General features: G+C 65.8%; 15 protein-coding genes. 5 read left to right on the forward strand and 10 right to left on the reverse strand.

Annotated features, from left to right (window positions below; translation table 11 throughout):
- Positions 1 to 72 precede the first annotated feature (72 nt).
- Genes rpsN through rpmB form a run of 3 tightly spaced genes read right to left on the reverse strand, consistent with a single transcriptional unit; the run spans position 73 to position 787 of the window.
- Positions 73 to 378, reverse strand: coding sequence for a 30S ribosomal protein S14 (rpsN, locus tag AC07YR_RS19945; protein ID WP_011693742.1), 306 nt, complete (start codon positions 376 to 378; stop codon positions 73 to 75).
- A 5-nt stretch (positions 379 to 383) separates the two neighbouring features.
- The gene (gene rpmG, locus AC07YR_RS19950) at positions 384 to 551 is read right to left on the reverse strand and encodes a 50S ribosomal protein L33 (RefSeq protein WP_011693743.1); all 168 of its coding nucleotides are present in this window, start codon (positions 549 to 551) and stop codon (positions 384 to 386) included.
- The gene (rpmB, locus tag AC07YR_RS19955; protein WP_011693744.1) at positions 551 to 787 is read right to left on the reverse strand and encodes a 50S ribosomal protein L28; all 237 of its coding nucleotides are present in this window, start codon (positions 785 to 787) and stop codon (positions 551 to 553) included. Before rpmB ends, rpmG begins: the two co-directional genes overlap by 1 nt.
- A 472-nt stretch (positions 788 to 1,259) precedes the next feature.
- Here rpmB and AC07YR_RS19960 point away from each other — a divergent pair, with 472 nt between their 5' ends.
- The 3 genes from AC07YR_RS19960 to AC07YR_RS19970 all read left to right on the forward strand — a co-directional run bounded on the left by AC07YR_RS19960 (position 1,260) and on the right by AC07YR_RS19970 (position 4,109).
- Complete coding sequence (locus tag AC07YR_RS19960; protein WP_494735008.1) at positions 1,260 to 2,702, forward strand: ferredoxin reductase family protein; 1,443 nt, start codon at positions 1,260 to 1,262, stop codon at positions 2,700 to 2,702.
- Positions 2,699 to 3,265: an FMN-binding protein gene (locus tag AC07YR_RS19965; protein WP_494735009.1), complete on the forward strand. Its 567-nt coding sequence runs from the start codon at positions 2,699 to 2,701 to the stop codon at positions 3,263 to 3,265. Before AC07YR_RS19960 ends, AC07YR_RS19965 begins: the two co-directional genes overlap by 4 nt.
- Positions 3,266 to 3,332: 67 nt before the next feature.
- On the forward strand, positions 3,333 to 4,109 hold the full coding sequence (locus AC07YR_RS19970) for an FAD:protein FMN transferase (protein ID WP_494735044.1): 777 nt from the start codon (positions 3,333 to 3,335) through the stop codon (positions 4,107 to 4,109).
- Positions 4,110 to 4,150: 41 nt separating this feature from the next.
- Here AC07YR_RS19970 and AC07YR_RS19975 read toward each other — a convergent pair whose 3' ends face one another.
- The 3 genes from AC07YR_RS19975 to AC07YR_RS19985 form a co-directional block, all read right to left on the reverse strand.
- Positions 4,151 to 4,912, reverse strand: a complete 762-nt coding sequence (locus AC07YR_RS19975; RefSeq protein WP_436059058.1) for an SGNH/GDSL hydrolase family protein — start codon at positions 4,910 to 4,912, stop codon at positions 4,151 to 4,153.
- Between the two features lie 43 nt (positions 4,913 to 4,955).
- Positions 4,956 to 6,782 (reverse strand): glutaminase A, encoded by a 1,827-nt coding sequence (gene glsA, locus AC07YR_RS19980; protein ID WP_494735010.1) that lies wholly within the window; start codon positions 6,780 to 6,782, stop codon positions 4,956 to 4,958.
- A gap of 87 nt (positions 6,783 to 6,869) precedes the next feature.
- Positions 6,870 to 7,349 (reverse strand): MarR family winged helix-turn-helix transcriptional regulator, encoded by a 480-nt coding sequence (locus AC07YR_RS19985; protein ID WP_028272376.1) that lies wholly within the window; start codon positions 7,347 to 7,349, stop codon positions 6,870 to 6,872.
- A gap of 78 nt (positions 7,350 to 7,427) precedes the next feature.
- Here AC07YR_RS19985 and AC07YR_RS19990 point away from each other — a divergent pair, with 78 nt between their 5' ends.
- Both AC07YR_RS19990 and AC07YR_RS19995 read left to right on the forward strand, forming a co-directional pair.
- Positions 7,428 to 8,060: an NADPH-dependent F420 reductase gene (locus AC07YR_RS19990; RefSeq protein ID WP_494735011.1), complete on the forward strand. Its 633-nt coding sequence runs from the start codon at positions 7,428 to 7,430 to the stop codon at positions 8,058 to 8,060.
- Positions 8,061 to 8,123: 63 nt separating this feature from the next.
- Complete coding sequence (locus AC07YR_RS19995) at positions 8,124 to 8,411, forward strand: YciI family protein (protein WP_436059061.1); 288 nt, start codon at positions 8,124 to 8,126, stop codon at positions 8,409 to 8,411.
- On the opposite strand, the gene AC07YR_RS20000 is transcribed toward AC07YR_RS19995, so the two are convergent.
- The 4 genes from AC07YR_RS20000 to AC07YR_RS20015 all read right to left on the reverse strand — a co-directional run.
- Positions 8,408 to 9,259, reverse strand: coding sequence for an SGNH/GDSL hydrolase family protein (locus AC07YR_RS20000; RefSeq protein ID WP_494735012.1), 852 nt, complete (start codon positions 9,257 to 9,259; stop codon positions 8,408 to 8,410). The genes AC07YR_RS19995 and AC07YR_RS20000 overlap by 4 nt on opposite strands.
- Before the next feature lie 155 nt (positions 9,260 to 9,414).
- On the reverse strand, positions 9,415 to 10,455 hold the full coding sequence (locus tag AC07YR_RS20005) for a siderophore-interacting protein (RefSeq protein WP_494735013.1): 1,041 nt from the start codon (positions 10,453 to 10,455) through the stop codon (positions 9,415 to 9,417).
- On the reverse strand, positions 10,452 to 11,279 hold the full coding sequence (locus AC07YR_RS20010; protein WP_494735014.1) for an ABC transporter ATP-binding protein: 828 nt from the start codon (positions 11,277 to 11,279) through the stop codon (positions 10,452 to 10,454). The genes AC07YR_RS20005 and AC07YR_RS20010 overlap by 4 nt, the downstream gene beginning before the upstream one ends.
- Position 11,280: 1 nt before the next feature.
- Positions 11,281 to 12,307, reverse strand: a 1,027-nt coding sequence (locus AC07YR_RS20015; protein ID WP_494735015.1) for a FecCD family ABC transporter permease, incomplete at its 5' end; no start/stop codon positions are given.

Here is a 12,307-nt window from a genome sequence, read left to right on the forward strand (position 1 = left end):
CGGCAACCGTTAGGTTGCCGGCCCTTCTTAGACCACTGGAATCAGCAGTGCTGCGCTAACAGCTGTACTGAATTACCAGGAAGACTTGGTGATGCCCGGGAGCTCACCGCGGTGAGCCATGTCGCGGAAGCGAACACGGGAGATACCGAACTTCTGGAAGGTACCGCGGGGACGGCCATCGATGATGTCGCGGTTACGCAGACGTACCGGTGAGGCGTTGCGGGGCAGCTTCTGCAGGCCGAGGCGTGCAGCTTCGCGTGCTTCGTCGGTTGACGCAGGGTCAACCAGAGCCTTCTTCAGTTCGAGGCGCTTTGCAGCATAGCGCTCGACGATGACTTTACGCTGTTCGTTCTTAGCGATCATTGACTTCTTAGCCATAGTGCTTAGCGCTCCTCTCGGAATTCGACGTGCTTACGGATGCGGGGGTCGTACTTCTTCAGAACCATGCGGTCCGGGTCGTTACGACGGTTCTTGCGCGTGACGTAGGTGTAACCCGTGCCAGCGGTCGACTTGAGCTTGATGATCGGACGTACGTCCTTGTCCTTTGCCACTAGAGCTTCACTCCTCGTGCCAGGATGGCGGCTACGACAACGTCGATGCCACGTACGTCGATGGTCTTGATGCCACGTGCAGAGACCTGCAGGGTGACATTACGGCGCAGGGACGGAACCCAGTAGCGCTTCTTCTGGATGTTCGGGTCGAACCGGCGCTTGTTGCGACGGTGCGAGTGCGAAATGCTGTGTCCAAAGCCCGGCTCGGCTCCGGTCACCTGGCAGTGTGCTGCCATGACGACTCTCCTCATGAAAATAAATGAAACGGTCCGCAGAGTTCCGCGTACCGTGCGACAGGCGGCGTTCGCATCCAGCTAGCATCACGCGTTCCGCAGGTCGGCAGCCGGCATAAGCGGCTGTTTTCCGCACTGCGGGGAACATGATGGGCCACGAGTACCGGGCAGAAGAATCCTCTGCGAAGTACCGGGATACTGGGCGAATACAGGAGTGCACGCAACTTGAGCCCCTAACTACCGGCCTTGAGGACTGTCGATATTGAGGACAGATCCCGCCAACCGGAGCAATTGCACACGCTCCGCGCCACCTAGCGCCTACCAAGTCTACGAGCTTGACTAATTAAAGGCGAATCGGGTAGCCGCCGGTGCCCTTCGCGGGTGTATAAGCCCGGCTGCCTCACCGTTCCCAAGTCACATCGGCGCCGCAGTCTTTTCACAGCAGAATGAAAGGTACCGGCCGCACCGTTGAAGCATGAACACACACCTCCTGCCGGCTTTGCCCGCCGGTTCCCGGGACCGTAAGGGGCCGGGCTCTTTCAGGGCCAGGCACCGCCGTCGCCTGCTCCGCACGGACCTGCTGGCAACGGCTGCCTGGGCCTCCATCGCCGCCGCCGTGGCGTTGTGGCTGGCCGACGGCGGTACCTCGGGATTCTCGACACTCGCCGGCGCTTTCACCTCCTTGGGTATCGTGGCCGGACTGGCCGGCATGGACCTGGTCCTACTCATGCTGCTGCTCGCAGCAAGGATTCCGCTCATCGACCAGACCGTCGGCCACGACCGTGCCCTGGAGTTCCACCGGAAGCTCGGCAAACCATCGCTCTACCTCCTGCTGGCGCACGGAATCCTGATTGCCATCGGCTACGGAATGACCGAAGGGCTGGACCCCGTCAGCGAAGCGGTGTCCTTGTGGGTGCTGGTGCCGGATATGTGGCTGGCCTTCATCTCCATGGCGCTCTTTATCGCAGTGGTGGTGACGTCCCTGGTTGCAGTCCGCCGGCGTTTTCCCTACGAGTTCTGGTACGCGGTGCACCTGCTGACTTATGCCGCCGTCGCAACCTCGCTGCCCCATCAGTTCAGCGTAGGCGGGCTGTTCGCCGAAGGTACGTGGCAGCGCTGGTACTGGCTGGCGGTTTGCATCGCCACCGGCGCGGCCCTCCTGCATTACCGCGTCCTCGAACCGGTCATTGCGACGTTCCGCCATCAGCTCACCGTCAGCCGCGTGGTGCAGGTGGCACCCGGCGTGGTCAGCATTGAAATGCACGGGCTACGGCTCAACGAGTTGGCCGGAACCGGCGGAAGGTTCTTCATCTGGCGTTTCCTGGCACCGGGCTTGTGGTGGCACCCGCATCCGTTCAGCCTCTCGGCCGAGCCCTTGCAGTTCGACGCCTCCGGGCGCGGCTTGTTGAGGATCACGGTCCGGAACCTCGGCAGGGGATCGGCTCAGCTTGCAGGCCTGAAGCCCGGGACGAAAGTGGCGGTGGAGGGGCCCTACGGCATCTTCAGCACCGCGGCAAGGAGCCGGGACCGTGTGGTGATGATCGGAGCGGGCATCGGCATTACGCCGCTGCGGGCCCTCCTTGAATCGACGCCCTTCGCCCCGGGGCAGGCCACCGTGATCCTTCGGGGCCGCAGCGAGCAGGAACTGTACCTCGGCGACGAGATCCTGGACCTGGCCCGGAACCGTGGCGCCACAGTGTTCCACCTGACCGGCGCCCGTTCGGCCCGGCACACAGGAAGCTGGCTCCCGGACAGCGCCACCATCGCCGGTCATCGGCTGGCGGACTACGCCCCCGAAATCGCAGACGCGGATGTCTACGTCTGCGGGCCGGCCGCGTGGGCACGGAACGTGATTGCCGATGCCCGCGCCGCCGGCGTCAGGGAAGACCAACTCCACTACGAAAGGTTTGACTGGTGAGAATACGCGCAGCAGTATCGGCAGCACTTGCCTCCGCGGGCATCCTGCTTGCGGGATGGCAATCAGGCATCCACGTGGAGGACACGCGGAGCGCCGCGGCCAGCACCTCGGCAGGCATCAACGGAACCACCGGCGCCACCGGTTCCACCGGTTCCTCCAGCTCCAGCTCGGGGTCTACGGATACGGGCGCCAGCGGCACGGGATCCTCCGGCACCGGCACCGCCGGAGCCGCCGGAACGGATTCGGGTGCGGCTGCAGAGCCCACCACCGGAGCCGCCGCGAAGGCCGGGGGAACCTACGCCGGCAGTGTGGTGCAGACGCGCTTCGGTGCAGTCCAGGTCCAGATCACGGTAAAGGCCGGCGCCATCACCGATGTGGAGGCCCTGCAGCTGACCGACGACGACCGCAAATCCGTCCAGATCAGCAACCGGGCAGCGCCCCTCCTCAGGTCCGAAGTCCTCGCCGCCCAGTCGGCCGACGTCCAGACCATCGGAGGCGCCACCGTGACCAGCGTCGCTTATCTGAACTCCCTCCAGGCGGCCATCGATGCAGCGAATCTCTGATCCGCAAGCCGGAGCCGAAGCCCAGCCGCTGGAGGCGCCGTCGTTGCGGGCCAGGACCTTCAGCTGCATGGGAACGGTGGTCAGCTTGACCCTGCCCGCGGCTTCAGGCGCGGACGAGCTGGTAGCGGCCACCGCCGTCGTCGAATGGCTTTTTGCCGGGCTGGACGAAACGTTCAGCCTGTACCGCGCCGATTCCGAGGCCAGCAGGCTGGAGCGCGCCGAGATCAAACTCCCGGACGCCGCCGAAGTCATGCGCCGGCTCTATGCGGACGCCGTCGGCTGGCGGCTGCTGACCGAAGGTGCGTTCACGCCTGAACGGCCCGACGGCGTGCTCGACCTGTCCGGGATCGTCAAGGGATATGCGATCCAGGAGGCGGGCACATCCCTGCTCGCCCTGGGCCTTCCCGACTGGTGCCTGAACGCCGGCGGCGATGTGCTGGTCAGCGGATCGCCCGGAGCCGGGAGCCCGGGTTCCGGCTCCAATGAGCCGTGGCGGGCCGGGATCGTGGATCCGGAGGACCGCCGGACCCTGATTGCCGGCTACCCGCTGGGAGGCAAAGCGGGGGCAAAGCTGGCACTGGCCACGTCCGGTTCCGCGGAACGGGGAGACCATATCTGGGCTGCCGGCGCAGGGACGGGCGCAGCCAGCGGAGTCCGTGCAGCCCCGGCATTCCGCCAGGTTTCGGTTGCGGCGGCGGACATCGTGACGGCCGACGTGCTGGCGACGGCGATCGTGGCCGGCGGGATGCCGATGCTGGACCGCGCCACGGACGGGTGGAATATCGAGGTATTGGCCGTGCGGGCAGGCGGCGGACTGCTCGCGACGCCCGGCTTCAGGCGATAAGTTCCAGCGAACGGCTCGCGGCGAACGGCTCGCGGCGAAGGTCAGAGGCGCGTGAGCTGGCTGTATCGCGGCTGGAGGCCGTCGCCCGAGGACTTGCCCGTGACCCGGCGGACCACCCAGGGTCCGGCAAACTCCCGCACCCAGCGCGCATTCGCCCTGATGGCGTCGGCCCGGCTCAGCTCAGGCACGGGCGTCATGGGCGGGACATCGATGGAGTGATCGTGTTCGAGGACCGTCAGCACCCTCTTCGCCATGTTCGCGTGGCCGGCGGCGGACATATGCATCCGGTCCGTGGCCCACATGCCCCAGTCGTAATATTCGCTGAAGCGCCAGTAGTCCACCAGCAGGGCGCCGTGGTCTCCGGCAATACCGCGCACCAGCTCGTTATAAATGGCGGTGCGGCCGCGCATTGTGCCGAAAACCTTGGAGCCGCGGGCGTCGAAGCCTGTGAACATCACAACGGTGGCACCTGTCGCACTCAACTTGCGGATGCCGGCGTCGTACTCGGCCAAAAGGTCGTCGATGTCGATCCTGGGACGGAGGATGTCATTGGCCCCCGCATAAATGGTCACCAGCGTGGGCTTTAGTTCGACGGCGGCATCCACCTGCTCTGCCATGATCTGCCGAAGCTTCCGGCCCCGGATGGCGAGGTTGGCGTAGCCGAAGGACGGGTCCGCGGCACCGAGCTGCTCAGCCACGCGGTCCGCCCAGCCCCGCACTCCGTTCGGGCGGGCCGGATCGTCATCGCCGACGCCTTCCGTGAACGAATCTCCCAAGGCTACATATCGGGCGGAAAAATCCATATCGATAGTCTGCCACCCGTTGCCGCGAGCAACAAAGCGGCGGCTATCCCCGGATCCGGACGGCTGATTCACGCAGGTATTGTTCCACCCGCGTGTAGGCATCCCGGGTCAGGGCTTTCCACAGGGCGATGGCAAGCCTCGGATCGCTGGACTCAAGTTCGGAGATCGCCTCGGCACTGAGCACCATCACCTCCACGAGACCGTCCGCCCTGACCGTCGTTTCCTGCCGGTTGCCGCTGCCCAGTGCCAGCTCGCCGAATGTCATCCCGGCGCTGAGGGTGTTGAGCTTGACCGGGTCAGAGTTGGCTCCGGAAGACGTACTGCTGACCTTGCCGGAGGTAATGAAGTAGACCCCGCCAAACCGCAGCCCGATGCGGCGGATGACGTCGCCGTCGTCGTATTTCTTCGCCGTCATGAGGCCTTGCAGGGCCAGCGCGTCCGCCTCGTCGAGCGGCGCCAGCGCGGGCGAATCCGTGACCGGAACGTGGTCCCTGAGCAGCAGGCTGTTCCCGTACTTTGCCAACAGCCGGTTTTCGCAAAATTCGACGGCGGCGCTGCGGGAGGAAAACGAAGGTACGGCCTCGTCCGGGTGCCCGTTCCGTTCGCCAAGAGACTCCGCTACGGCACCGTCCGCTTCGATCAGCACCAGTTCGCGGCCCGCGCCGGCCAGCCCCGCCCGCGCCACGTCGAGCATGCGCAGGGCGACGTCGCTGACCTGATCGGTCCGGCGAAGGTCCAGAACCACCAGCTCGACGTCGCCGTCCAGGCTGCTGAGCTCGCGCACCATTGATTCGGTCCCGGCGAAGAGAAGGTCACCATTGAGTTCAATGACGCGCGCCCGGTGTCCGTGGGCACGGAGGACGTCGGACGCTTCAGCATTGCGCCGGATGCCCGATGGCGTTTCGGTGACGTCGTATGCGGCAAGGATGGCCGAACGCCCCGCGCGCGCAGCCCTGACGAAGTGCAGTTCCATGTCCCGGGAAAGCCTCTGGGCGGTGGCCAACCCCCGGACGCTGCCGCCGTGTTCATCGAGCGGCGGAGAGTAGACCGCCAGCCCCACCTGGCCCGGCAGGACGGCGATAATTCCGCCGGCAACACCACTCTTGCCGGGCATGCCCACGCTGCTGATCCAGGCGCCGGCGTCGTCGTACATGCCGGAAGTCATCATCACCGACAACACCCGTTCCACCGGGCCGATCTCCAGTACCTGCCTGTGGGTGAGCGGATTCTTTCCGCCGTTCGCGAGGGTGGCGGCCATAATGGCGAGGTCGAAGCTGTTCACCAGGACCGAGCACTGGCGGAAATAGTCCTCCAGGACAGGCGTGGGGTCGTCCTCGATGATGTTGAAGGAGCGCAGCAGGTGGGCCAGCGCCGTATTACGGTGCCCGTGTTTCAGCTCAGACTCGAAGACCTTCTGGTCCACGGAAAGCTGACGGCCCGCGAATGCTGAATACGTGCTGAGAATCCGTTTGAAGCTGGACTGGCCGCCGGATCCATTGATCAGTGATGTAGCGGTGAGTGCTCCCGCGTTGATCATGGCGTTCGCCGGGCGGCCCGTCCCCTCTGCCAACGAGATCTCGTTGTAGGAGTCGCCGGAGGGTTCGACATCCACCTTTGCATCCACGGCGTCGTTGCCAAGGTCTTCAAGGGCCAGCCCGTAGGTGAACGGTTTCGAGATGGACTGGATGGTGAATTCCGCGCGGGTGTCCCCCACCTCATAGACCTGGCCGTCGACGGTGGCCAGCGCAATGCCGAAGCGGTCCGGATCCACGTTGGCCATTGCCGGGATGGTGCTGTAAGGCTTGCCATCCTTGAGCTGGGCGATCTCGGCGTGGATCTGCTGCAGGTAGCTCTGGATGGGCGATTCCATGGACCCAACACTACGGCCGTCGCCCGCGTTGGGTCGCGTCGCTCGTCAGGACTCGCGGTTCAGGACTCGCGGTTCAGGACTCGCGGTTCAGGACTCGCGCAGGATCCAGTGATCCGCGTCCAGCCGACCCACGATCTTCTCGCCAATGCGGGCCAGGTCGGCAACGTCCCGCTCGGAGAGTGCGTCAAGGAACAGCGAGCGGACGGCTTCCACATGGCCGGGCGCCAGCTCAACGATCGTCGCCATGCCGTCGTCGGTCAGATGGGCGGTGGTGACACGCGCGTCGCGCGGATGCGGACGGCGTTCCACCCACCCGCGGTTCTGCAGCTTGGTGACCACATGCGACAACCGCGACAGCGAGGCGCTGGTCCGGGCGGCGAGTTCGCTCATGGGAAGGAAGCGGCCTTCCGCTTCGGAGAGCATGGCGAGTACGTTGTAGTCGAAAAGCGAAAGCTTGCCCGCGGCGTGCATTTTGGTGTCCAGCGCTGCCGGAAGCAAGGTGTTGATGCTCAGCTGGGCCAGCCAGGCGCGGCGTTCGTCAGCGTTGAGCCAGCGGGGTTCGGTCATGGATACATCCTAGGAGAAAAAATCATTGACAGTTCAAGCCCCGCTGTCCGAGCAGCCGTTCCGATCCAAGGAAGCAGCATGACTGACATCACGATCATCGGTACCGGCAACATGGCGGCAGCGATCGCCGCCCGCGCCGCCAGTGCCGGCCGCAGCATCCAGATCCTTAGCCGGGATGCAGTCGCCGCATCCGCCCTCGCGTCCGAGACGAATGCCTCCGCCGGAACAACCGGCCAGGAAATTGAGGGCAGCATTGTTGTCCTTGCAACCCACTTCGAGGTGTCCAAGGACATCGCCGGCCACTACGGCGAAGCGCTCAACGGCAAGACGATCGTGGATGTCTGCAACCCTGTGGACACGGCAACGTTCGACTCCCTGACGGTGCCTGCCGGGAGCTCCGCAGCCGAGGAGATCCAGGCTCTGGTTCCCGGCGCAACCGTGGTCAAGGGCTTCAACACGGTCTTCGCCTCCACACTGGCTGCCGGGGAAGTGGCCGGACAGACGCTGGACGTCCTGCTGGCCGGCGATTCCGCCGATGCGAAGGCTGCCGTGGCCAGCTTCGTCAATGATTCCGGTTTGCGCGCCGTCGATGTGGGGCCATTGCGCCGCGCGCGGGAGCTGGAAGCCTTTCAGCTGCTGATCATGGGGCTGCAGGCCGGCAATGCCCACCCTGAGTACAACTGGAACAGCGCACTGAAACTGCTTCCGTAGGTGCCCGGCCGGCGTGGCCGGGAGCTCCTCGCCGGGCCGGCGGGTAACCGGTAGGCTGGCCGCATGTACGTAGTCTCCCTGACCTACAAGGTTCCCGAAGAGATCGTCGATTTCCATCTCAAGGCGCACGTCGCGTGGCTGCAGGATGCCTTCGACCAGGGGATCTTTATTGTGGCCGGCCGGAAGATCCCCCGCACCGGCGCGCTGCTGCTGTCCAACGCGGACCGGGCCAGCCTGGATGCGTCGCTGGTCAAGGACCCTTTTTACACGAACGGTGTCGCGGAGTTCGACGTCGAGGAATTCCACGCCGGCAGGGTTGCCCCGGGCTACGAAAACCTCCTGGACAGCTAGTTCCCCTCGGGCGCAGCTGCCGGCGCCTTCTCAAGGAGTTTCTTGAGGCCACCCTTCCGCGGAACTTTGACCGGTTCCGGCCAGCGCGGGCTTAGCCTGTCCCCGAGGGTGACGCCGCGCAGCTTGCGGCCAAAAAGTGGCAACACCCAGTCATGCACCCAGCGCCGCTGCGCCTGTTCCCACTCCCGCAGGCTCAGTTTCGACGGCGGTTCCCACTCCAGCGGGCTGATCTTGTGCGGCACGCCCAAATGGTCCAGGACCTGGCCGGCCAGGTATTTGTGCCCCGCTTTGGCCATGTGCAGCCGGTCCGAGTCCCACATCCGCCGGTCATGGAACGCATCGAAGCACCAGTAATCCACCAGCACCGCGTTGTACCTGGCCGCGATTTCCCGGACGCGGCGGTTGTAGGCGATGTTGCGCTTCTTGAGTGGCTCCAGGACAGCGGACACCTTGACGTCGAAACCGGTGAATAGCACTACGGTGGCACCCGTGGCTGCCAGCCGGGCCACGAGCGATTCGTACTCGGCCATGAGCGCATCCACATCGGTACCGAAATCCAGGATGTCATTGCCGCCGGCGTACAGGGTCACCAGGGTCGGCTGCATGGCGAGCGCCGGCTCCAGTTGCTCATCGATGATGTGCCGAAGCCTCTTGCTGCGGATAGCGAGGTTCGCGTACTCCCACCCGGGTTCGGCCTTGGCCAGCTTCTCAGCAACCCGGTCGGCCCAGCCGCGCACCCCGTTGGGCAGCCGCTTGCTCCGATCCCCCACGCCCTCGGTGAACGAATCCCCCAAGGCAACAAACCGCCGTCGCCCGTTCCTGTCCGGAAGCAAAGGAAATGAACCCATCCCCGCACCCTAACCACACAAAGAAACGGCAGGGTTAACGGCCGACGACAGGATCTGCGAGAGGGATCAGAAAATACCCGCAGGAAGTGCGAGAGGGATTGGAAAATAGCAGCGAAAGGTGAGAGAGCGTTGCAGTCGGCGCGGGACTCGGAGCCCTACAGCTCGGCTTTCCCCTGCCGCCAGTAGCCCATGAAGGCCACCTGCTTGCGGTCGATCCCGACGTCGCGGACCAGGTACCGTCGCATGTCCTTGATGACTCCCGCCTCGCCGGCAATCCAGGCGTAGAACGGCATGGCACCCGCGGGCATTCCGGGGTTCTTCGTGGCAGCGATGGCCGCGGTTTCCATCCTTGCGGGCGTTTCCCAGAGGATGTCCTGGTCCACGTCCACGTCTTCCGGTTCCGGACCGGCGCCGCCGGACGCGGCCTTGATGCCCACCCAGCCCGGTTCGGGAACGGCGGCGCGGACGGCTTCCTGCAGGAGTTCGCCGTGCCGGCGTGAGCGTCCGATCGAGGCGCCGCGTGCCAGCCAGGTGATTTCGACGTCGGCGTCCGACTTCAGGTCCAGGAAGTCGCCGGCCTCGGGGACCTCAAGGAAAGCGTGCCCGCTCATATATGCCGGAAGGCTTTCGAGGATGGCGCTGATGGCGGGAACAGCGGTTTCGTCGCCCGCGAGGAGCACGCGCTGGGCCAGTCCCGGACGCCATTCGATGCCGGAGTAGATCTCCGCCGTGACGCAGTGCGCGGCACGGTTGTTGGGGCCGATGATGGTGAGCGCGTCCCCGGGTTTGGCGCCCAGTGCCCAGTTGGCTGCGGGGCCGCCGTTGCCTGCGGCGTCGAAGTGCATCACGAAATCCACGTCGATCTCGGGGTAGACGGCGTCGAGCCGTTCCTGCCTGACGGTGTAAGTGCGCATGGAGCCGCGCGTCGCCGGATCCATGGCCAGCCATTCCCGGTACCAGCCGGTCTGCTCCATCTGGAAAACAGGCAACGGCAGTTGGGCGCCGTCCTCGGCAAGCGACGGGATCATCAGCTTCACGCGCAGATCCAGGGTGCCGCCGTGGACACCGAAGTCGCGCAGGGAGTACCCGCCAAAAGTGATGCGGCGGAAGTTGGGGCTCAGTTCCTGGACGGCGGTGACCGTCACGTCGAACGCCAGGGTCATGGGTTCGGTGGTGGCAATTTCGCGGGTTTTCATGAAACGAGCTCCAGTTCAGTTGCAGTGGTGTGGTGCCGGCCGAGCGGAATGATCAGTGGAGTGCCGGAAACGGGATCGGGAAGCACCCGCGATTCCAGGCCGAAGACGTCCCGGACCAGGTCCTCAGTGACCACATGGGTGGATGCACCCTCGGCCACGATCCGGCCGCCCTTCATGGCAATCACGTGGTCCGCATACCGCGCCGCGAGGTTCAGGTCGTGGAGGACGATGGCCACGGTGGTGCCGCGCGTGCGGTTCAGGTCCGTGACCAGGTCCAGCACTTCCACCTGGTGTGCGAGGTCCAGGTAGGTGGTGGGCTCGTCCAGGAGCAGCACGTCGGTTTCCTGTGCGAGCGCCATCGCGATCCAGACGCGCTGGCGCTGGCCGCCGGACAGTTCGTCCACGTTGCGCCCGGCGAGTTCCAGCGTTTCGGTGGCCTCCAGCGCGCGCTGCACCGCGAGATCGTGCTGCGACAAGTCGCCTGCGCTCCAACTGCGGAAGAAGCCCTGGTGCGGGTACCGTCCGCGTCCCACCAGGTCGCGGACCGTGATGCCGTCCGGTGCGGTGGGATGCTGGGGCAGGAGGCCCAGGGTCCGGGCGACGTCGCGGGCGGAGCGGCTGTGGATGTCCTTGCCGTCCAGGGTCACGGTTCCGGCTGCGGGCTTCAGCAGCCGGGAGAGTCCGCGAAGCAGGGTGGACTTGCCGCAGGCGTTGGCGCCGACGATCATGGTCACTTTGCCTTCGGGAATTTCAGCGTGCAGCCCGTCAACCACCGTGCGCTGGGCGTAGTTGAGGGTGAGGTCCGTGGCGCGCAGAACAGCCATCTCAGGCATCCTTTCGATTGGAAGTGACCAGCAGCCACAGCAGGAACGGGGCGCCCAAGGCGCCGGTGACCACGCCTACCGGCAGCACGGTGCCGGCCAGCAGGAGAGGTGCGATATTCGCGGCGAAGTAGTCCGCGGCCAGCACGATCAGTGCCCCGACGTAGGCCGACGCCGGGAGGCTGGCTTTGGCAGTGAAGCGTCGGGCGATGGGACCGGCCAGGAAGGCGACGAACGCAACGGGGCCGGCTGCCGCCGTCGCCACCGCGGCGAGGGCCACGGCGACAACCACCACGGCCAGCCGGGTGAAGCCGACCCTGATGCCGAGTCCGGCGGCGGCGTCGTCGCCGAGTTCCAGGATGCGGAGAGGTCCGGAAAGAGCGGCTGCGGCCGGGACGAGGACCAGCAGGGCAAGGGCCAGGACTCCGGCGCGGTCCCAACTGGCGGAATTGAGGGAGCCGTTCAGCCACACCAGGGCGTCGGCGGCGGTGCGGATGTCCGCCCGCGTCATCAGGAAGCTCACCATGGCGTGAAGGGCGGCCGCGATGCCAACGCCCGCCAGGATCAGCCGGCTGCCCGCCGCATTGCCGCGGTTGCCGCCGCCGGATCCCAAAGACCCGGACCCCAGCGAGCCGCCGCGGGAGATAGCGTAGATGAGCGCGGCGACACCCAGCGCACCGGCGAGGGCGGCGCCGGACACCGCGGCCCCGGACGCGCCGAAAACCACGATTGCAGTGACCGCGGCGGCGCTGGCCCCGTAGCTGATGCCGATAACGTCCGGGCTGGCCAGCGGATTGCGGAGCATGGTCTGGAAAAGGGCGCCGGCCAGGCCGAACGCGGCCCCGATCATGGTGCCGATCACCGCGCGGGGAAGCTTGTTTTCCATCACGATGAAGCTTGCGCCGGGGATCTTCTGGCCGCCGGTGAGGTGGGCGAGCAGGATCTTGAAGAAGTCGGGGATGGTCACGGTGTAACTGCCCAGCAGCACGCTGACGGCGAACAGGACGACGACGGCGGCCGCCAGCAGCGCG

The sequence above is a fragment of the Arthrobacter sp. GW460-12-1-14-TSB2 genome (assembly GCF_059423525.1).

What these genes read in the sequence shown, in the direction of transcription:
- rpsN (WP_011693742.1), bottom strand. Translation starts at nt 378, where the DNA reads ATGGCTAAGAAGTCAATGATCGCTAAGAACGAACAGCGTAAAGTCATC.
- rpmB (WP_011693744.1), bottom strand. Translation starts at nt 787, where the DNA reads ATGGCAGCACACTGCCAGGTGACCGGAGCCGAGCCGGGCTTTGGACAC.
- AC07YR_RS19960 (WP_494735008.1), top strand. Translation starts at nt 1,260, where the DNA reads ATGAACACACACCTCCTGCCGGCTTTGCCCGCCGGTTCCCGGGACCGT.
- AC07YR_RS19970 (WP_494735044.1), top strand. Translation starts at nt 3,333, where the DNA reads ATGGGAACGGTGGTCAGCTTGACCCTGCCCGCGGCTTCAGGCGCGGAC.
- AC07YR_RS19975 (WP_436059058.1), bottom strand. Translation starts at nt 4,912, where the DNA reads ATGGATTTTTCCGCCCGATATGTAGCCTTGGGAGATTCGTTCACGGAA.
- glsA (WP_494735010.1), bottom strand. Translation starts at nt 6,782, where the DNA reads ATGGAATCGCCCATCCAGAGCTACCTGCAGCAGATCCACGCCGAGATC.
- AC07YR_RS19985 (WP_028272376.1), bottom strand. Translation starts at nt 7,349, where the DNA reads ATGACCGAACCCCGCTGGCTCAACGCTGACGAACGCCGCGCCTGGCTG.
- AC07YR_RS19990 (WP_494735011.1), top strand. Translation starts at nt 7,428, where the DNA reads ATGACTGACATCACGATCATCGGTACCGGCAACATGGCGGCAGCGATC.
- AC07YR_RS19995 (WP_436059061.1), top strand. Translation starts at nt 8,124, where the DNA reads ATGTACGTAGTCTCCCTGACCTACAAGGTTCCCGAAGAGATCGTCGAT.
- AC07YR_RS20000 (WP_494735012.1), bottom strand. Translation starts at nt 9,259, where the DNA reads ATGGGTTCATTTCCTTTGCTTCCGGACAGGAACGGGCGACGGCGGTTT.
- AC07YR_RS20005 (WP_494735013.1), bottom strand. Translation starts at nt 10,455, where the DNA reads ATGAAAACCCGCGAAATTGCCACCACCGAACCCATGACCCTGGCGTTC.
- AC07YR_RS20010 (WP_494735014.1), bottom strand. Translation starts at nt 11,279, where the DNA reads ATGGCTGTTCTGCGCGCCACGGACCTCACCCTCAACTACGCCCAGCGC.